Source organism: Mycobacterium sp. NGS19, from assembly GCF_059813155.1.
In genome coordinates this window covers 604,091-622,496 of the sequence record NZ_JCALEB010000002.1, presented here as the reverse complement: position 1 = coordinate 622,496, position 18,406 = coordinate 604,091, and the positions used below count along the sequence as shown (strand labels likewise).

The 18,406-nt window shown below is 68.2% G+C and carries 15 protein-coding genes; 6 read left to right on the top strand and 9 right to left on the bottom strand.

Features of this window, described 5'->3' with window-relative positions; all coding sequences use genetic code 11:
• Nucleotides 1-57: 57 nt before the first annotated feature.
• Complete coding sequence (locus AC5Y4N_RS08340; RefSeq protein ID WP_499904941.1) at nt 58-1,203, top strand: AI-2E family transporter; 1,146 nt, start codon at nt 58-60, stop codon at nt 1,201-1,203.
• On the opposite strand, the gene mmpL3 is transcribed toward AC5Y4N_RS08340, so the two are convergent.
• The 6 genes from mmpL3 to AC5Y4N_RS08310 form a co-directional block, all read right to left on the bottom strand.
• On the bottom strand, nt 1,204-4,086 hold the full coding sequence (gene mmpL3, locus AC5Y4N_RS08335; RefSeq protein WP_499904943.1) for a trehalose monomycolate exporter MmpL3: 2,883 nt from the start codon (nt 4,084-4,086) through the stop codon (nt 1,204-1,206).
• Nucleotides 4,087-4,162: 76 nt separating this feature from the next.
• Nucleotides 4,163-4,825 carry an NYN domain-containing protein gene (locus tag AC5Y4N_RS08330; protein ID WP_499906288.1) on the bottom strand — a complete coding sequence of 221 codons (663 nt, stop codon included), beginning with the start codon at nt 4,823-4,825 and terminating at the stop codon, nt 4,163-4,165.
• Between the two features lie 22 nt (nt 4,826-4,847).
• Nucleotides 4,848-5,573 carry a tRNA (guanosine(46)-N7)-methyltransferase TrmB gene (trmB, locus tag AC5Y4N_RS08325; RefSeq protein WP_499904946.1) on the bottom strand — a complete coding sequence of 242 codons (726 nt, stop codon included), beginning with the start codon at nt 5,571-5,573 and terminating at the stop codon, nt 4,848-4,850.
• 82 nt (nt 5,574-5,655) lie between these two features.
• Entirely contained in the window at nt 5,656-6,210 is a 555-nt protein-coding gene (locus AC5Y4N_RS08320) for an LppA family lipoprotein (protein ID WP_499904950.1), read from the bottom strand.
• Complete coding sequence (locus AC5Y4N_RS08315) at nt 6,210-7,871, bottom strand: alpha/beta hydrolase (protein ID WP_499904953.1); 1,662 nt, start codon at nt 7,869-7,871, stop codon at nt 6,210-6,212. The genes AC5Y4N_RS08320 and AC5Y4N_RS08315 overlap by 1 nt, the downstream gene beginning before the upstream one ends.
• 3 nt (nt 7,872-7,874) lie before the next feature.
• Nucleotides 7,875-8,189: a WXG100 family type VII secretion target gene (locus tag AC5Y4N_RS08310; protein WP_499904955.1), complete on the bottom strand. Its 315-nt coding sequence runs from the start codon at nt 8,187-8,189 to the stop codon at nt 7,875-7,877.
• Nucleotides 8,190-8,327: 138 nt separating this feature from the next.
• On the opposite strand from AC5Y4N_RS08310, the gene AC5Y4N_RS08305 reads away from it, so the two are divergent.
• The 3 genes from AC5Y4N_RS08305 (at nt 8,328) to AC5Y4N_RS08295 (ending at nt 12,611) form a co-directional block, all read left to right on the top strand.
• Nucleotides 8,328-9,230, top strand: a complete 903-nt coding sequence (locus AC5Y4N_RS08305; RefSeq protein WP_499904957.1) for a hypothetical protein — start codon at nt 8,328-8,330, stop codon at nt 9,228-9,230.
• Nucleotides 9,227-10,657, top strand: a complete 1,431-nt coding sequence (locus AC5Y4N_RS08300) for a hypothetical protein (RefSeq protein WP_499904959.1) — start codon at nt 9,227-9,229, stop codon at nt 10,655-10,657. Before AC5Y4N_RS08305 ends, AC5Y4N_RS08300 begins: the two co-directional genes overlap by 4 nt.
• Before the next feature lie 130 nt (nt 10,658-10,787).
• The gene (locus tag AC5Y4N_RS08295) at nt 10,788-12,611 is read left to right on the top strand and encodes a phosphoenolpyruvate carboxykinase (GTP) (RefSeq protein ID WP_499904961.1); all 1,824 of its coding nucleotides are present in this window, start codon (nt 10,788-10,790) and stop codon (nt 12,609-12,611) included.
• Nucleotides 12,612-12,642: 31 nt separating this feature from the next.
• On the opposite strand, the gene AC5Y4N_RS08290 is transcribed toward AC5Y4N_RS08295, so the two are convergent.
• The 3 genes from AC5Y4N_RS08290 to AC5Y4N_RS08280 form a co-directional block, all read right to left on the bottom strand.
• Nucleotides 12,643-13,503, bottom strand: coding sequence for a PDDEXK-like endonuclease domain-containing protein (locus AC5Y4N_RS08290; RefSeq protein WP_499904963.1), 861 nt, complete (start codon nt 13,501-13,503; stop codon nt 12,643-12,645).
• Nucleotides 13,504-13,593: 90 nt separating this feature from the next.
• A complete protein-coding gene (locus AC5Y4N_RS08285; protein ID WP_499904965.1) occupies nt 13,594-14,043 on the bottom strand; it encodes an Rv1443c family protein in 450 nt (149 codons plus the stop codon).
• 38 nt (nt 14,044-14,081) lie between these two features.
• Complete coding sequence (locus tag AC5Y4N_RS08280; protein ID WP_499904967.1) at nt 14,082-15,644, bottom strand: DUF4407 domain-containing protein; 1,563 nt, start codon at nt 15,642-15,644, stop codon at nt 14,082-14,084.
• 148 nt (nt 15,645-15,792) lie between these two features.
• Between AC5Y4N_RS08280 and fadD4 the strand changes: the two genes are divergently transcribed.
• On the top strand, nt 15,793-17,307 hold the full coding sequence (gene fadD4, locus AC5Y4N_RS08275) for a fatty-acid--CoA ligase FadD4 (RefSeq protein ID WP_499904969.1): 1,515 nt from the start codon (nt 15,793-15,795) through the stop codon (nt 17,305-17,307).
• Between the two features lie 112 nt (nt 17,308-17,419).
• Nucleotides 17,420-18,394 carry a MaoC family dehydratase gene (locus AC5Y4N_RS08270; protein WP_499904971.1) on the top strand — a complete coding sequence of 325 codons (975 nt, stop codon included), beginning with the start codon at nt 17,420-17,422 and terminating at the stop codon, nt 18,392-18,394.
• Nucleotides 18,395-18,406 lie beyond the last annotated feature (12 nt).

The following is an 18,406-nucleotide window of genomic DNA, read 5'->3' as shown; positions in this document are numbered from 1 at the left end:
GGCTCGCGGCACACGTCGACGCGGTTTCGCGGCGGCGGTGGTGGTTACGCTACGGAAATGCCAGCGCCCGAAGACTCAGCCGTCCCGCCCCTGGTGCGCAAGGGGGCCGCCTGGTCGTGGCGCCTACTGGTCATCTTCGGCCTGGTCCTGGCCGGGTTGTGGTTGTTCAAGCACCTCGAGGTGATCTTCGTACCGGTGGCCATCGCGACCATGCTCGCCGCGCTGTTTCTGCCCGGCGTCGACTGGCTGGACCGGCACGGCGTGCCACGCGGCTGGGGCGTTTTCCTGCTGCTGTTGTTCGGTATCGCGCTGGTCGGCGGGGTGCTCGCGTTCGTCGTCAGCCAGTTCATCGAGGGCCTGCCCGGGCTGGTGGACCAGGTCACCCACAGCATCGACACGGCCAAGAACTGGCTGATCCACGGGCCGGCGCACTTGAACAATCAGCAGATCGACAATGCCGGGAAGTCGGCGGTCGACGCGCTGCGCAACAACCAGGAGAAGCTGACCAGCGGGGCGCTGTCGACCGCCAGCACGATCACCGAGATCGTCACCGGCGCGTTCGTCGTGCTGTTCACGCTGATCTTCTTCCTGTACGGCGGCCGCAACATCTACGAGTTCGTCACCCGCATCTTCCCGGCCAGCGTCCGGGAGAAGGTGCGCGACGCCGGCAAGGCCGGGTTCGGCTCGCTCATCGGCTACGTGCGCGCGACGTTTCTGGTCGCACTGGTCGACGCCACCGGCATCGGCACCGGCCTGGCCATCATGGGTGTGCCGCTGGCGCTGCCGCTGGCCTCGCTGGTGTTTCTCGGGGCGTTCATCCCGCTGGTCGGTGCGGTGATCGCCGGGTTCCTGGCTGTGGTGGTGGCTCTGCTGTCGAAGGGCTTCATCTACGCCCTGATCACGCTGGGGTTGATCATCGCGGTGCAGCAGCTGGAGGGCCATGTGCTGCAGCCGCTGGTGATGGGCCGTGCGGTGCAGATCCACCCGCTTGCCGTGGTGCTCGGGATCTCGACGGGTGGGGTGCTGGCCGGGATCGTCGGCGCGCTGCTGGCCGTGCCCACGATCGCGTTCCTCAACAGCGCCGTGCGCGTGCTGCTGGAACGGCACGAGGACGTAGGCGGGCCGGGAGAAACATCGGACTACGACGAGCCGGTGGGCATCACCGCCGAACCCGACGAGGTCCCGTCGACCGCGGACGACTAACTACAGCCTGCGGCCTTCACGCCGCAGCAGATCCTGGGCGCTCACTCCGCCGCGCCGACGCTCGTCGGGCTTTTGACCCGGCGCGGGCAGCTTCTCGGTGGACTCAGGGTCGGGCCGGTGCGCCGGGATCGCGGTGGTTTCCTCAGCGCTGTCGTCTGCGGCGGCGCCAGCCTCCGGCATCGCACGGGTGGCGTCGGCCGAGGGCGGTGTCGGCGGGCGCTCCGCCGGCGCTGCGGGACCAGGGGAAGTGCCGCGCAGTTCGCCGAGCCACGACTCGATCTCACGCTCCTCGCGCGGTGGTGGCGGCGTCGGAGCGGCGCGCTGTGTGCGCTGGGTGATCGCGGCGGCGTTGTTGATGACGGCCTTGGCTGCGTTCTTCGCGGCTGTCGACAGCCGCGTGGTGGGCGGCTCAGAGGAGGCGGCCGGCGCAGCGCCCGGCATCCTCGTGGTCCCGGCCACCGACGGCGGCTGCGCCTGCGGCGGACGGCCGGGCCTCGGCGCGGGCTGTGCGGCACCAGGGCGGGCCGGCGCCTCGACTGCCGGATGGGTCGGGTCGTGCGGGCGCCGCGGAGGCGGCAGCACCGGGGCGCCGACACCCACCAGTGCCTCTTCGGGTTCACGCACCGCGGGCCGCTTGCGTTCGTCGGGCAGGTGGATCTCGCCCAGCCCGATGCGGTTCTGCAGCCGCTTCATCCAGCGTGGCGCCCACCAGCAGTCGTCGCCGAGCAGCTTCATGATCGCCGGCACCAAGAACATCCGGACCACAGTGGCGTCCAGCAGCAGTGCGGCCACCAAACCGAACGCCAGGTACTTCATCATCACGAGGTCCGAGAAGATGAACGCGCCGCCGACCACCATCAGGATCAGTGCGGCTGCGGTGATGATGCGGCCGGTCTGCGCGGTGCCCATCCGGATCGCCTCGGCTGTCGACATGCCGCGCTCACGGGCCTCGACCATGCGCGAGACCAGGAACACCTCGTAGTCGGTGGACAAGCCGTACACCACCGCGATGATCAATCCGATCACCGGCGCGGTCAGCGGCGTCGCGGTGAAGTTCAGCACGCTCGAACCGTGGCCGTCGACGAAGATCCACGTCAAGATCCCCAGCGTCGAGCCCAGCGTCAGCGCACTCATCACCGTCGCCTTGATCGGCAACACGATCGACCCGAACGCCAAGAACATCAGGATCGTCGTGGTGGAGATCAGGATCAGCAGCATCAACGGCATGTGCTCGAAGATGCTGTGAATCGAGTCCTGCTCCAAAGCCGGTGTGCCGCCGACCCATAGCGTCACGCCCTTGGGCGGCTGGATCGACCGAAGCTGACTGATCTTGTCGGCCGCGGTGTTCTGGTTCACCAAGCCGTTCTGCAGCACCGTGACTTTGGGGTCGTGGTTGCCTTCGTTGGTCGCGGGCCGGGTCTGCCAGGTGGGGTTGGTGAAGCCGCTCAGCTGGGCGGCCTTGTTCGCGATCTCCTCGATCTGCGGCGGCGACGCGTTCTGGATCACCAGCGTCAGCTGCTGGGTGCGAAAGCCCGGGAAGGTGCGGTCGAAGTCTTCCTGCGCCACCCGCACCGGGTTGTCGGGCGGCAGGTACTTCTCGCTGATGCCGCCCAGCGCCAGCTTTCCGAGCGGGATGATCAGCAGGATCATGATGACCAGAATCGGGGCCGCGAACAGGATCGGCCGCTTCATCACGCGGTTGACCAGCTTGCCCCAGAAGCCGCGCTCCACTTCTTCGCGGGTCTTGGTCCGCTGCAGCCGCTCGGCCAACCAGTTCAGGTAGGCGTTGATCCAGCCGACGTTGCGGAACAGCGGCACCCGCAGCAACGTGCGCACGCCCAGGGCGTCGACGTGGCGGCCGAGGATGCCCAGCACCGCGGGCAGCACGGTGATCGACAGCAGCGCTGAGAGCATCACCGCGGCGATCACCGCGTACGTCAGCGATTTGAGGAAGCCCTGCGGGAACAGCAGCAGACCCGCCGCCGACGCGACGATGATCACCGCCGAGAACACCACCGTGCGCCCGGCTGTCATCACCGTGCGCCGCACCGCCGCTTCGGTGTCGTAGCCCTCGGCGATCTCTTCGCGGAAGCGGCTGACCACGAACAAGCCGTAGTCGATTGCGATGCCGAGCCCGATCATCGTGACGACGGGCTGCGCGAAGTAGTGCACCGGGCCGAAGATCGCGATGAAACGCAGGATGCCCAGCGACCCGGCGATCGACAGGCCGCCGACGATCACCGGCAGGCTGGCCGCGATCACCCCGCCGAACACGAAGAACAGCACCACCGCCACCAGCGGCAGCGCCAATACCTCCATGCGCCGCTGGTCCTCGGCGATGGTGCCGGTCAGCTCGCTGGCCACCGGCTGCAGGCCGGCCAGTTCGACGTTGCCGCCGTCGAGCTGGCGCAACGCGCTTTCGACGGACTTGTAGTTGTTGAGGATCTCGTCGTCGTTGTCACCCTTGAGGGGGATGCTGACGAACGTGCGCCGCATATCCGCGGTGTGCATCTTCTGCACGGTCGCATCGGTGGTCGTCGGGGCCTTGAGCCAGCCGACCCAGCCCAGAATCTGATCCGGATGGTCGGTCTGCAGCTTGTTCAGTTCGTCGGTGATCTTCTTCTGCCAGTCCGGATCGTCGACCGTTTTGCCGTCCGGCGCGGTGAAGGTGGCGACGATGTGGCTGGTGCGGTCACGTCCGTAGACCTCGTCGCCGAGGACCGAGGCGCGGGCGGACTGGCTGCCGTCGTCGTAGAAGCCGCTCTGGGTGACGTGCTTGCCCAGGCTCATCCCGAAGATGCCGCCGCCGAGGCTCAGTGCGACCATCACCCCGATCACGATGAACCGGTAGCGGTACACGATTCGACCCCACCAGGCGAACACCTATGCTCCTTATGCCTCTATTGCCGCGCTCGATATGTTTCTTGCCGCCTCCGGGGCTGCTCTCTTACACAGTCGCCTAGACGCGCGCGGTCAGCAACGACGACAGCGGCCGGAACGGCTGCAACCACGCGCCCTGGTCTGGTAACGAATCTAGGCCCACCCGCGGCAGGGGTTCCCGGAATACGCCAGGAATGTCTTCCAAGTCGACGAAGTCCAAGGTATCCGAGGCTAGCGCCCAGCTTGCATGTTCACGAAATCCGAGCACCTGCACGGTCACGCCCTCGCGGGCGATCTCTTCGAGCGGCTGGCGGAAGGCCTGGCCGTCGGCTGAGGCGACCAGCACCGCGGCCAGCCCCTCGCTGTGCCGCAGGGCAATGTGGGCGAGCATGTCGGTGTCGACGTCGCTGTCCTCGTCGATCTTCGGCTTCGCGAACACCGCGAACCCCACGTTACGCAGCGCCTCCACCCACGGCCGCACGACGTCGGCGCTGCCGGGCGCGATGTTGGTGAACACGGTCGCCTCCGGCTCCAGCGACACGTCGGGGTGCCTGGCGGCAAGTTCAGCCGTCCGCATCAACAACCAGCGCCCCAGCGCGTCGAACCGCGGGCGATAGGCGGCGGTGGGGCGGCCACCGAGAATCGACCCGAGGCCCATGTCGAGGTTGGGCGCGTCCCATACCAACAGCACCCGCCGCGGCGCCGGCGGCGCTTCGACGTCGGCGGGGGTGGTGATGCGGATCTCTTCGGTGACGCTCAACGTCTCACCTCCTGGTCCACAGCAGCTCGGCGACCGCGCTTCCGGCGTGGTGAGCTTTGGACTCGTACTTCGTCACGGGCCGTCGCACCGAAATGGGCAGCGGCGCGTCCGTGGTCACCCGCTGCAGCAGCGGTTCCGCATCAGCGGTGGCGGCGATCTGCTCGGCGTAGCCGGCGTGGTCGGTCGCGACGTGCAAGACGCCGCCGGGCCTGAGCCGGTCGGCGATCAGCGCGACGGTGCCGGGCTGCAGCAGCCGGCGCTTGTGGTGGCGCGCCTTCGGCCACGGATCGGGGAAGAAGACCCGCGCGCCGGTCAGCGTCTGCGGCCCGATCATGTGCTCGAGCACGTCGAGGCCGTCGCCGCGGATCAGCCTGATGTTGGTGATCTGCTCGCGGTCGATCGCGCCGAGCAGCTGTGCCAGGCCCTTGCGGTAGACCTCGACCGCGATGACGTCGACGCCCGGCTCCTCTTTGGCCATCGCCGCAGTGGAAACGCCTGTGCCACAACCGATTTCGAGGACAAGCGGTGCGGCGCGGCCGAACCAGCGGTCCGCGTCGATCGGCTCACCCGCAGTGGTGCGGGCCTCGGTGCCCAGCTGCGGCCACAGCCGCGCCCAGGTCCGCTGTTGAGCGTCGGTAAGGCTGGCGCGGCGGGACCGAAAGCTGGTGACCCGACGATGCAGCTGCGGCGGTGGCTGCACCTCTGGCGCCCCGTCGCACTGCGTTTGCATCCGTCCATGGTGGCCTATCAACTGGTTGGCCTGAACATGTGGTGCAGATTGATACCCAACAGTTGCCTTCGACCACGGACCGTCAGCGACCAGGCGTGGCCGACGGGGTGGCGGTGTCGGTTCGGCTGATCCGGCAGTCCCCGCGCGCGGTCAGCACCGCGGCCTTCTGGGTGCCGAGCTTGAATTCGACGCCGTCGGGGCCGGAGAAGTAGACGTCGTGGTCGCCGGCGTTGTTCTTCATGACGCCGAAGCGGGTGGCACCGAACTGCTCGGTGCCTTTCTTGACGATGTCGACGGCCTCATCCCACTTGTCGTCGGGGATGGGGGCGGAGAACCCGACCATGAAGTACGCCGCTTTACCGCGGGTCCAGACAAAGTCGCCTCCGCAACCCATCCAGGTGTCCTGGACGAAGGTCCACGTCGTTCCGGGCATCAGCGCCGCGATCTGATTGGCCAGCCGGGTGGCGGCCTCGCGGTATTGCGCCTGTGCGGTCTCGAACGGCGGTTTAGCGCGCAGCTGTTGCTCCAGCGCTGCAGCTTGTTCCGAACTCACGTGCTGACCTCCGTTTGTGCTGCTGTCGCAGCCCGCCACCGCGGCGCAGGCCAGCGCGATCGCGCCGATCGCCGACCACCGCATCAACGACCTCCCGGAGCGGGCGCACTGGGCATCCCGCCGCCCAGCATCGGCGGCAGAAGTGACTGTTTGACCTCATTATCAGCAAGGCCCGCGGCCACCGCGGCCATGTTGTAGCCCGACATTCGCAGCAGCTCCTGTCCAGTGGCGTCGGTGAACATGCGTGGATAGTCCGCGTGACTGTAGACGCCGTCGCGCCAAACGCGCCCGGGGTCGAGCCCTGATTCCGTGGAGAGCTCGATCATCCCGGGCATCGCGTACGGGTCGGCGCCCCAACCGTGCAGCGGCGCCAGCGGCGCGACGAGGTTGGTGATCGGATCGTGGGAGGCCTGCATCACGTACGGATTGCCGCCGTTCAGCCCGAGCTGCGCCGGGCTGACCAACTCCAGGCCCGGCGAACCATAGAACACCGCGTCGTTGACCGGATGCAGTCCGTGCGCGTTGAGGTCCTGCAGCGCCAGCGAGGACGTCAGCGATCCGTACGAGTGGCCGAGCAGCGTCAGGTGCGTGCCGGGGTTGTTGGTGCGCAGCTGTTGTAGATAGTTCGCGAGATCCGGCGCGGCGGCCCGTGCGGTGCCGTCGGTCATGGTCTGCCAGACGTCGTGCATGGCGGCGTTGTCCAAAGCCTGGTCGTTGAGCGGGTTCGGTGGGGTGTCGTAGCCCATCCAGACCACCGCGGCGGCCGACGGCGGCTTGCCCGCCAGGAACAGTTGCCGCATTTCCTCGGTGCGCAGCGCGTTGGCCTCAGTCACCATGCCGGGCAACGAGTCTCGGGTGGTCGACCCAACGCCCGGCACCGCCACCGACACGTTCTGGGCGGTGTCCGGGTTGCCGACCGCGACCGCGGCGAGCAGCTGCTTGCTCGGGTCGTCGGGCACGCGCAGCTGGGTGAGGTAGCTCTCCGGGGTCCGCAGGGCCTGCTCGATCGAGCCGATATCGGCGAGCCGGTTCTTCGCGTCCTGCAGCTCGGTGACCATGACGTTGAGCTCCGGCGGTAACTCCTCGCCGGTCATGTAGGTGTGGGCGGCCAGTTTGTCGACGATCGGCTGCAGCTGGTCGACTCTGGCCTGGGTGTCGGCGCGCAGCTGGCGCAGCCGTTCCTGGTTGGCGTCGCTGTCCACCTGGCTGGGCGTGAGGCCGTCCTTGACCACCGGGGGGCCCACCTGTGGAATCGGGTCTTTCCCGCCGGCCATGTTGATGGCGTGCGCGAGCTCGTCGTCGACCCGGTTCGCCTGCTCGATGATCGAATTCAATTGTGGCTGAAGCACATCGATGGCGGCCTGGGCGGCGCGTGCGTCACCGCGGAAGCCAGGGCCGGGCCGCACGGTGTTGGTGATCTCGTCGATCGACATGTGCAGGCCAGCGGCTTGCTGGCGCAACTGGTCCAGCCGGCTCTTGACGTCGGCGATGCCGTCGGCGGCCTGGTCCGCGGCCAGCGCCACGGCCAGCGCCTCTTGGCCGTGGGCGTCGAGGTCGGCTCTGGTCTTACCGAGTGCTTGGCGGGCGGCTTCGGCCGCGTCGCCGCCCCACTGGGCGAAAGCCGGCAGAGAAGCCAGCCCGTCAGCAGCCAGGTGCGCCGCTTCGGCGCGGTTGCGAGCAGCGTGGAACACGTCACGGACATCCTCGGGATTCCAGCGCTCGATGTCGGCGACGTTGAGAACCAAGTCTCAACCCGCCTCGGGACCGGCCTCTGCGCCCACTCTTTTCACCGATTGGGCGTTGTCCAATTCGGTTGTCTGGTAATCACTTCCGGCCTTATGAAGTGCGTGGGCATGGTCGAAGAGGCGGGCGGACAGCACCGTGCTGGTTGCCTGCCACTGCGCGGCCTTGGCGGCCAGCGCAGCCTGCGACGCGCCCGACCATCCCGGTAGCGCGGACGCGATGCGGCTGTCGGATGCGGCATGCACGGCTTCGACGTTCTCGGCATGGTCACGGGTGCGCAGCCCGGACACGGTCAGGTCGTCAGGAACGACTCGCAGCATGGGTAAACCCTACTTCCGGTCGGCCGGCAGGCTGACCGCAAGTTTGCTTAGACGCCGCCGGCAGCACCACGGTTCCAGCGATCCGGCTTGTGGAATCCGACTTGCCCGCGGCGCACGGCGGATCTTCGATGAACAAGGGTGAGCACACAGGGGCACGCGATCTTCGCCGAGCGGCTGACGCGGTTCGCGGCCGCTGTGGACGATCCCGGCGTCGACGCCATCGCCGCCCGCGTCGCCGGCGCCGTCACTGTGGCGGTGCATGGCCGGCCGGGCGTGGGCCGCGGCAGCGTGGCGCGGGCGCTCCGGGCCGCTGGGCTCGCGGTCGCCGACAACGCAGACGTCGACGTGCACGTCGTCGCCGAGGTGGTCAAACCCGAGGACCGGGCCGCGCTCGCGGCATCCCACGGGCCGGTGTTGCTCGTGTTGAACAAGGCCGACCTGATTTCCGGCGCGCATGCGCTGTGCGACCGATACCGTGCGCTGACCGGGGTGCCGGCCGTCCCGATGGCCGCGCACCTGGCAGACGTTCAGGTCGACGACTCCATGCTCGCCGCGCTGCGGGCAGCACCTGATGACCGGCTGCTCGAGACGCTGGACTGGTACGGGCTCGAGCATGCCGTGCAGGCGGTACGCGCGGGCGCGGACGCGCCCGCGCTGCGGCGGGTGCTGCGGATCCGCAGCGGAGTCGAGGGCGTGGTGGCCGCGTTGACGCCGCTGGTCGCCGAGGCCGCTTACCGGCGCATTGTGCGGGCACGCCATGAGCTGGAGGCGTTCGCGGTGACGGCCGGGCCGCAGCAGGCGGCTGGCGTGGCTGAATTCCTGCGCGACGACGACACGGTGATCGCCTGCATGGCGGCGGCCGTCGACGTGGTGGAAGCTGCCGGTATGGCTGTCGACCCTGGCGACGATTTACCGGCCCACCTGTCGCGGGCCGCGACGTGGCAGCGCTATCAGCGCGGACCGGTCACCGCGGTGCACCGGTCGTGCGGCGCCGACATCGCGCGCGGCTCGCTGCGGCTGTGGCGCCGGGCCGCGTCGTGACCGACGAAGCGGCCGTCGACGCGCTGGTGACGCGCCATCACGTCGGCGCCGGCACCGACCCGGGCATCCGCACCCGCGACGTCGTGCTCGTCGCCGGGCCGTGGCTGGCCGGCGTCACCAGCGTCGTCGCCGCGCTGCGCGAACGCCTGCCGGAGCACACGTTCGTCGAGGCCGAGGATCTTGCCGACGGCGACGCCCCCGCGGCGGTGGTGTTCGTCGCCTCCGCGGTCGCGCCGCTCACGGCGTCGGACTGCGCGCTGCTGGACGCCGCGGCAGCCAACACCGACCTGGTGATCGGCGCGGTGAGCAAGGTCGACGTGCACCGCAACTGGCGCGACGTGCTCACCGCGGACCGTGCCGCCGCCGCCGCGCACGACCCCCGCTACGCCGACATGGTGTGGGTGGGCGTCGCGGCCGCCCCGCAGCGGGGTGAACGTCGCATCGACGAGCTGGCCGACGCACTCGCGGACGGCCTGGCCGCCGCCGACCTGCCGCGGCGCAACCGGTTGCGCAGCTGGCAACACCGGCTGCGCCGCGCTGTGCAGGGCTACGACGACGCTGCCGCTGGCGTCGGCCGCGAAGCCAGGATGGCCGCGCTGCGGCGCGAACGCGCCGACACGCTGCGCCAGCGCCGGCTGCAGAAGTCCGAGCACGCGATCGGTCTGCGCAGCCGCCTGCAGCAGGCCAGGGTGCAACTCGGGTATTTCGCCCGCAACCGCTGCGCCTCGGTGCGCAGCGAACTGGCCGAGGACGCCGCTTCGATGACGCGGCGGCGGCTACCCCAGTTCGAGCAGTACGTCGCCGGGCGCATCGACGAGGTGATCACTGACGTCCACGTCGGCGTCGGCACCCATCTGCGCCAGCTGGCGTCCGAGTTCGGGCTCACCCCGCCGCAGGAGGGAATGCGGCCGACGACGCCGCTGGTCACCCGGGCACCGCTGCGGCCGGGCGGTCTGGAGGGCCGGCTGATGATGTTGCTCGGCGCGGTCCTGGGCGTCGGCGTGGCGCTGACGCTGAGCCGAGTGTTCACCGACCTGGCCCCGGCGTACACCGCAGGCGGTGTTGCCGGCGGCGCTGCGGTCGGGCTGGCGGTCGCCGTATGGGTGGTCGGCATGCGCCGCACGCTGCGCGATCGGGCGGTGCTGGAGCGCTGGGTGGCCGACGTCGTGGGCGAGCTGCGCCCGGTCGTCGAGGAGCACGTGGCCAGCCGTGTCCTGGAGGCCGAAGCTGCGCTGACCACCGAGCAGGCCCAGCGCGACGAACAGCAGGCGGCAACCGTCGCCGAGCGGGTCGCCGGCATCGACGACGAGCTCCGCGAACATGCCGCGGCCGCCGCGGCGGCGACGGTACGCCGGGAGCGCGAATTGCCCTCGTTGCGGCGCGCGTTGGAGGCCGTCGATGCCGAACTGAATCGTTCCTGTGAGTAATTCGGCTCCGCACCGGTTAACCAGAGTGATAGCGGTCGCGTTAACCTGAAGTTCAAGGGACGTCCGCCGCTGCCGTGCCGGCGCAGCGTGGCTGTGTCCTGGCATTGAACCTGACAGCAGGAGTTGAGTGATGACTGCAGCGACCATCCCCGGTTTGGACAACGCCCCGACAGATCACGAAGGGTTGCTTGCCTGGGTGCGGGAAGTCGCCGAGCTCACCGAGCCCGACCGCGTCATGTTCGCCGATGGCTCCGAGGAGGAGTACAACCGGCTCTGCCAGCACCTCGTCGACGCCGGCACGTTCATCAAGCTCAACGAGGACAAGAAGCCCAACTCGTATTTGGCTCAGTCCGACCCGTCCGACGTGGCGCGCGTGGAATCGCGCACCTTCATCTGCACCGAACGCGAGGTCGACGCCGGCCCCACCAACAACTGGATGGACCCCGCGAAGATGCGGTCGACCATGACGGACCTGTACCGGGGCTGCATGCGCGGCCGCACGATGTGGGTGGTGCCGTTCTGCATGGGGCCGCTGGGGGCCGAGGATCCGAAGCTCGGGGTGGAGATCACCGACTCCGAGTACGTCGTGGTCTCGATGCGCACGATGACCCGCATGGGCAAGGCCGCGCTGGAGAAGATGGGCAGCGACGGGTTCTTCGTCAAGTGCCTGCACTCCGTCGGCGCCCCGCTCGAGCCAGGCCAAAAGGACGTGCCGTGGCCCTGCAACGACACCAAATACATCACGCATTTCCCGGAGACCCGTGAGATCTGGAGCTACGGCTCGGGCTACGGCGGCAACGCGCTGCTAGGCAAGAAGTGCTACTCGCTGCGGATCGCGTCGGCGATGGCCCACGACGAGGGCTGGCTCGCCGAGCACATGCTGATCCTCAAGCTGATCTCGCCGGAGAACAAGAGCTACTTCATCGCCGCGGCGTTCCCGTCGGCGTGTGGCAAGACCAATCTGGCGATGATCCAGCCGACGATTCCGGGCTGGCGTGCCGAAACCATCGGCGACGACATCGCCTGGATGCGGTTCGGCAAGGACGGCCGGCTCTACGCGGTCAACCCGGAGTTCGGTTTCTTCGGCGTGGCGCCCGGCACCAACTGGAACTCGAACCCGAACGCGATGAAGACGATCGCGGCGGGCAACACGGTCTTCACCAATGTCGCACTGACCGATGACGGCGACGTGTGGTGGGAGGGCCTGGAAGGCGACCCGCAACACCTCATCGACTGGAAGGGCCGCGACTGGACGCCTGACTCGAAAGAGAAAGCGGCGCATCCCAATTCGCGCTACTGCACCCCGATGTCGCAGTGCCCGACGCTGGCGCCCGAATGGGACGATCCGCAGGGCGTGCCGATTTCGGCCATTCTGTTCGGTGCCCGCCGCAAGACCACGGTGCCGCTGGTGACGCAGGCCAATGACTGGCAGCACGGCGTATTCATTGGCGCGACAATGGGTTCCGAGCAGACCGCTGCCGCCGAGGGCAAGGTCGGCACCGTGCGCCGCGACCCGATGGCGATGCTGCCGTTCCTGGGCTACAACGTCGGCGACTACTTCGCGCACTGGATCGACATCGGCAAGCAGTCCGACGAGTCGAAGATGCCGAAGATCTTCTTCGTCAACTGGTTCCGCCGCGGCGACGACGGCCGCTTCCTGTGGCCGGGATTCGGCGAGAACAGCCGTGTGCTGAAGTGGGTCATCGACCGCGTCGAGGGCAGGGCCAACGGCCAGTCCACCCCGATCGGCATCGTGCCGAGCGCCGAGGATCTCGACCTCGAGGGACTCGACGTCGACCGCAGCGACGTGGAAGAGGCGCTGGCGGTCCGGCCCGAAGAGTGGCGCGAGGAACTGCCGCTGATCGAGGAGTGGTTCGAGTTCGTCGGCGAGAAGCTGCCCACCGGCATCAAAGACGAGTTCGACGCACTGAAGCACCGCCTCTCGGCCGAGTGATTTCGGTGCGTTTCCGTGCGGTGAGCGCCGGTTAACGCACCGAAATCGCTTGCCGGACGTGGCTGAGGACCCGGTCGGGGTACTCGACGAGGTCCAGCCAGGTGAACCGCAGCACCTGCCAGCCGCATAGCGCGATGTAGTTCTGACGCCTGCGATCGTTCTGAAAGGTTTCCTCGTCGGTGTGGAATGCCCAGCCATCGACTTCAATAGCGACGTTGGCCCTTGGGAACGCGACGTCGACCTTGTACGGACCGATCCGGTAGTTCGCCCGCCAACCGGTCATCCCGCCATCTTTCAGCAGCTTCACCAAGAGACGTTCGGCCGCGGACCGCGCGCCGTCGCCGGCCGACTGCAGGAGTATGCGGGCTGCAGGCGAGCCATACCGGCCTTTGTTGCGTAAATGCGCACGCCATAACTGGCGCAGCTCCGTATGACGCTGCAGCGCGGCGTCCATCAACTTCGCACCACCGCGTCGCCGTACCGCGGCTTCGATGGCCGTCAGCGGCAATGCGGTCACGAGCAATCGGCGGTGGATGACAGTGTCGCACGGGTGAAGATCACGTCGTCGAAGTCGCGAGCCTGGGTGCGTGCGACTATGGCTGTTCCTCGGAACGGTGACTTCGATTGTGTCCGGGGCGAATTGGGTGAGATCCAGCCACCATGCCGCGGCCAGACCGCTCGCCGCGGCTCGCGAGCCGTGCCCCCACACCGCCGCGCGAACGCGTGCGGCATGGGTGAACGGACGATCGTCGACGAAGTAGACGCCGCGCGCGCATCGACGCCAGTGCCCCGAACGCACGCGACGCCGCACTGCGTCAGGACTGAGCCCGCAGCGTTGGGCTTGAGCAAGAGTGATGACGCCATCCTGGAGACGCAGATATTCATCGAGCACTCTCGTTGGACTCCGCCAGCGGCCGCCGCGCTCCCGGTCCAGCGATTTCGGTGCGTTACCGTGCGCTAAGCGCCGGTTAACGCACCGAAATCACACGAAGTGGCGGCGCAGGCGGCGGTGCCGATGCCGGAACACGACGGGGATGACCACGCTGAACAGCACGCCGAGCGCTTTGATGCGGCCCTGCCATGCGAGCCGGTCGGTGACGCGGCAACCGCTGCCGTGCGGTTCGACCACGCGCTCGTGACGCCACCGCGACTGCGTTAGCATCCGGGATTCTTCAACAAAGCGACCCGAACCCAGTTCGGCGATGGTGAGATCGTCGAAATCTACCGGAACAATCCCGAACGCCAAAACCCAACTGCGGCCGAGCTTTTCGCCTACCGGTACAGTCTCGACCGTGGCGCCGCGCAGGCTCGGCGGGATCGTCATCCGCAGCAGCGGCATGAGTTCGTCGTTGATGCCCTCAGGAGTGACGACGCGCTTCCACACGGCGTCGGCGGGCGCCGCGAGCGAGGTCGTGATCTCGAACGTGCGCACGGCAGCGATTCTCGACGATCCGCGGACTTTTGTGTGGTCTACGTCCCGGGTGGTAGTTCACGCGGCGCGTCCGGACTGCGAAGACGACCCGGGCCGTTCGCGTGCCGCAGCTCGGGCTGATTCTCACGCACTCCCAGCCGGTAGGTCTCCTCGGCGCTCACCCACTCCAACGACTCGCCCGCATCGCCGGCGGGCGAATAGGCTTGCGCGCCAGGCTCGGCCGTGCGCTCGTCGGTGCGCTCGTCGGAAACGGTCGCGCGGTAGGTGCGCTTGAACGAGAACGTGATCTCCTCGACCTCTTCGAAAACCTGCCGCGCGGTGCGCAGCGGGTGAGCGGTGGTGTCGATCGCACGCGCGACGATCGGCGGCACCAGCGGCCGAATCCAGCGGGCGGCGGTCCTGGTGATGCTGGGGGTCGCCGGGCGGGCGGCGACAGCGTCGTCGTCCGCTTTTGCCGGCACGTTTTGGGTGGGGCCAGACAGTGCCGCCAGGCTGGCGGCTTCGGCCTCGGCGGCGATCGGCAGGTAGACGTCGTCGTCGGCTGGTGGGGCGGCTCGTTCCAGCCTCGCCTGCGCCGCAGGCTCGTCGAGCACCTCGGCGACGCGGCGCCGCTGCATCTCCCGGTCGATCTCCTGCTGCGCCTCGACGGCTAGCCGGGCGCTGGCCAGCTGCTGCTCGGCCCACATCGTCTCGATGGCCGCGCGCACCTCGGCCCGCTTGACCGCGATCGCGGTGTCGGCGTCCAGCTCGGCCCGCTCTCGCGCCAGTTGCGCTGCCGCGCCGCGCTCGTCGCTCGTCTCGCCGCGCAGCAGTGTCAGGATCAGCGGCAGCAGGCTCAGCAGCACGAAGGATGCGATCGTCAGCGCCCACACCACCAGCGCGCCCGCACTCGCCAGCGTGACTGCGTGCATTGCCGCCCAGCGGGCGCCGAGGCCGCGATCCGCAGCGGCGACCGCGGTGTGACGTTGCTCAGCCAACTGCTGCTGGGCGCCGGTGACCGCCGCGTCCAGCGCGGGCGCATGCCGGTCCCGGGCGGCGACCGCGTTGTCCAGTTCCCGCTGAGCGTCGGCGAGAACGTCATTGGCCGTGCGGGTTTCGGGTCCAGCGCCGGGAACACCGGTGATGTGGGTCTGCGGGCAGCTCGGCGTCGGATGGAACTCGCACCGGGCGACGACGAGCGCCTGGTCACGCTGAATGCGGGCCTGGTCGACCCTGGCGTCCAGCGCAGCGCGTGCGTCTCGTGCCCGGGCGAGGTCGGCCTCGGCCTGCACAATCCCGGGCGTTGACGTGCGCGCAGCCTGTTGGTCGATGTGGCGGTCGATCGAGCCGGCGAACAGCACCAGCGCGGCGAGCTCGCCCACGACGGCGCCTACCAGCACGGCGACCGCTGCCCGACCCACCACCGACCAGCCCCGCACCGGACCGCTGGCCGTCGCGCGGGACACCGCGCCGACGAGTAGGCCGAACAGCAACGTCAGCGGCGCGATGGCCCACACCGGCCATGACGTCGACTCCGCGACCGCGATCGTCGCCACCAGCCACGCCAGCGCTGCACCTACGATCGCTGCCACGCTTGCTGTGGAAATCTTGTGCGTGCCCATCGGTACTGCAAACACCTCCAGTGCAACAGCGTGACAGGGCAATCGCCGACATACCCAATCCGACCGCCGGCGTGTGGCGCGGTTCACATTCCGGTTCGGATGCCCCAGCCACGACGGCTCTCGACACCCGTCAACTACAGTGCTGCGCATGCAGATCCGCGAGCATGCCGGAGACAAACCGGCCGTCATCGTGCACCCGGCCGGCACCGTGGTGACCTTCGCGGACCTCGAGGCGCGCGCGAACCGGCTGGCGCACCACTTCCGTAAGGCGGGGTTGCGGGAAGGCGACACCGTGGCTGTCATCTTGGAGAACAGCGAGCACGTGCATCCGGTGATGTGGGCGGCGCGCCGGTCCGGGCTGTACTACGCGCTGATCAGCACGCATCTCACCGCCGCCGAGGCGGCCTACATCGTCGACAACAGCGGCGCCAAGGCGGTGATCGGCTCGCGCCGCACCCGAGCGGTGTGCGAGGGGATCGCCGAACACGTGAAGCTGCCCGAGTTGTTGATGATCGCGGACGACGACGTGCCGGGCTGGAAACGCTATCCGGAGTGTGTGGCCGACGAACCCGACACCCCGATCGACGACGAACGCGAAGGCGATCTGCTGCAGTATTCGTCGGGAACGACGGGACGGCCGAAGGGGATTCGCCGCCCGCTGCCGCACGTAAGCCCCGCGGATGCCCCGAATGTGCTCAGCGCATTGCTGATGGCGATCGGGATGACGCCCGACGCGGTGTATCTGAGTCCCGCTCCGCTGTATCACACGGCGCCCTGCCTGTGGTCGATGTCGGCGCTGGCGATGGGCGCCACCGTGGTGGTGATGGAGAAGTTCGATCCGGAGCAGACGCTCGACGCCATCCAGCGCTACCGCGTCACGCACGGCCAGTTCGTCCCGGCGATGTTTGTGCGCATGCTGAAAATGCCTGAGGCCGTTCGCAATTCGTACGACGTGTCGAGCCTGCAGCGGGTGGTGCATGCGGCCGCACCGTGCCCGGTGGAAGTCAAGAAGCAGATGATCGACTGGTGGGGGCCGATCGTCGACGAGTACTACTCCTCGTCAGAAGGTGCAGGCATCACGTTCATCACCGCCGACGACTGGATGACCCATCCCGGCTCGGTGGGCAAGCCGCTGCTCGGGGTGGCCCACATCCTCGACGAGAACGGCGACGACCTGCCGCCCGGCCAGCCCGGCCAGGTCTACTTCGACATCGGGCAGGTGTCGTTCGAATACCACCGCGACCCGGAGAAGACAGCCGCCTCACGCAGCAAGCAGGGCTGGGTGACCGTCGGCGACATCGGCTATCTCGACGAGGACGGCTATCTGTACCTGACCGACCGCCGCCACCACATGATCATCTCCGGCGGGGTGAACATCTATCCGCAGGAGGCCGAGAACCTGTTGGTCACCCATCCGAAGGTGCTCGACGCGGCGGTGTTCGGCATTCCTGACGACGAGATGGGCCAGTCGGTGAAAGCGGTGGTGCAGACCGTCGATCCTGCCGATGCCACTGACGCCTTCGCCGAGGAGTTGCTGGGCTGGCTGCGCGAACGCTTAGCGCACTACAAGTGTCCGCGCTCGATCTCGTTCGAGGCGCAGCTGCCGCGCACGGACACCGGCAAGCTCTACAAGCAGCAGCTCGTCGAGAAATATTCGCGGTAGCGAGCGCCGCCACACGTCGTTGAGCGAGGAATTCGAGCGTAGGGTTTGACCGACGCTTTTTGAGCCCGGGAAACCGTGGCATGACTGGCCGTTCGGCAGGACAGGATGTGCAATGAGCCCCTTCTTCGACGATCTGCACGTCGGCCAGGTATTCGACACGGCGCCGTCGATGACGCTCACTTCGGGTGTGGCAGCCGCGCACCAGGCGATCGTCGGCGACCGGCTCAGACTGCCTCTGGATGCACATCTTTCCTACGCGGTCACGGAATCCACTGCGGCGCTGGCGCATCCGCAGCTGGTGTGCGACGTGGCGATCGGGCAGTCGACGTTGGCCACCCACCACGTGAAGGCGAACCTGTTCTACCGGGGATTGGTGTTCCACCGGTTTCCGGTCATCGGCGACAGTTTGTTCACGCGCACGGAAGTGGTTGCGCTGCGCCAGAATTCACCTAAGCCAGGACGGCCGCCCACCGGCATGGCGGCACTGCGGATGACCACCATCGACCAGCTCGGCCAGCTGGTTCTGGACTTCTACCGCTGCGCAATGCTGCCGCTGAGCTCCGACGCCGACCCGGATCGGGACCCGCCCGCCGACGACTTGTCGACGATCGGTGCCGACGCGGTCGCGCTGACCCGAGCCACCGACGGTTGGGACGCCGACGCGTTCCGCGCCCGCGTACCGGGCCCGCATTTCGGTCCCGGGTTGGCCGGCGCGGTGCTGCACAGCAGTGCGGACGTCGTTTCCAGCGGGCCGGAGCTGGCCCGCTTGACGTTGAATATCGCTGCGGTGCACCATGATTCACGCGTCAACGGACGACGGTTGGTATACGGCGGCCACACCATCGGGATAGCGTTGGCCCAAGCCACCCGGCTGCTGCCGAATGTGGCGACCGTGCTGGCCTGGGAGTCGTGCGACCACACCGGCCCCGTCTACGAGGGTGACACGCTGGTCAGCGAACTGCATGTGGAGTCCACCGAGCCACTGCCGCACAGCGGCGGTTTGCTGCGGCTACGTTCGTTGGTCACCGCAGTCGGCGACGACGAGCGTGCCGTGCTGGATTGGCGGTTCACCGCGCTGCAGTTCTAGCAGCCGCACCAA

Excerpts from the sequence above, each read along its gene's own strand:
- AC5Y4N_RS08320 (WP_499904950.1), bottom strand. The coding sequence starts at position 6,210 with ATGCGGTGGTCGGCGATCGGCGCGATCGCGCTGGCCTGCGCCGCGGTG.
- AC5Y4N_RS08280 (WP_499904967.1), bottom strand. The coding sequence starts at position 15,644 with ATGGGCACGCACAAGATTTCCACAGCAAGCGTGGCAGCGATCGTAGGT.
- AC5Y4N_RS08340 (WP_499904941.1), top strand. The coding sequence starts at position 58 with ATGCCAGCGCCCGAAGACTCAGCCGTCCCGCCCCTGGTGCGCAAGGGG.
- AC5Y4N_RS08270 (WP_499904971.1), top strand. The coding sequence starts at position 17,420 with ATGAGCCCCTTCTTCGACGATCTGCACGTCGGCCAGGTATTCGACACG.
- AC5Y4N_RS08295 (WP_499904961.1), top strand. The coding sequence starts at position 10,788 with ATGACTGCAGCGACCATCCCCGGTTTGGACAACGCCCCGACAGATCAC.
- AC5Y4N_RS08310 (WP_499904955.1), bottom strand. The coding sequence starts at position 8,189 with ATGCTGCGAGTCGTTCCTGACGACCTGACCGTGTCCGGGCTGCGCACC.
- trmB (WP_499904946.1), bottom strand. The coding sequence starts at position 5,573 with ATGCAAACGCAGTGCGACGGGGCGCCAGAGGTGCAGCCACCGCCGCAG.
- fadD4 (WP_499904969.1), top strand. The coding sequence starts at position 15,793 with ATGCAGATCCGCGAGCATGCCGGAGACAAACCGGCCGTCATCGTGCAC.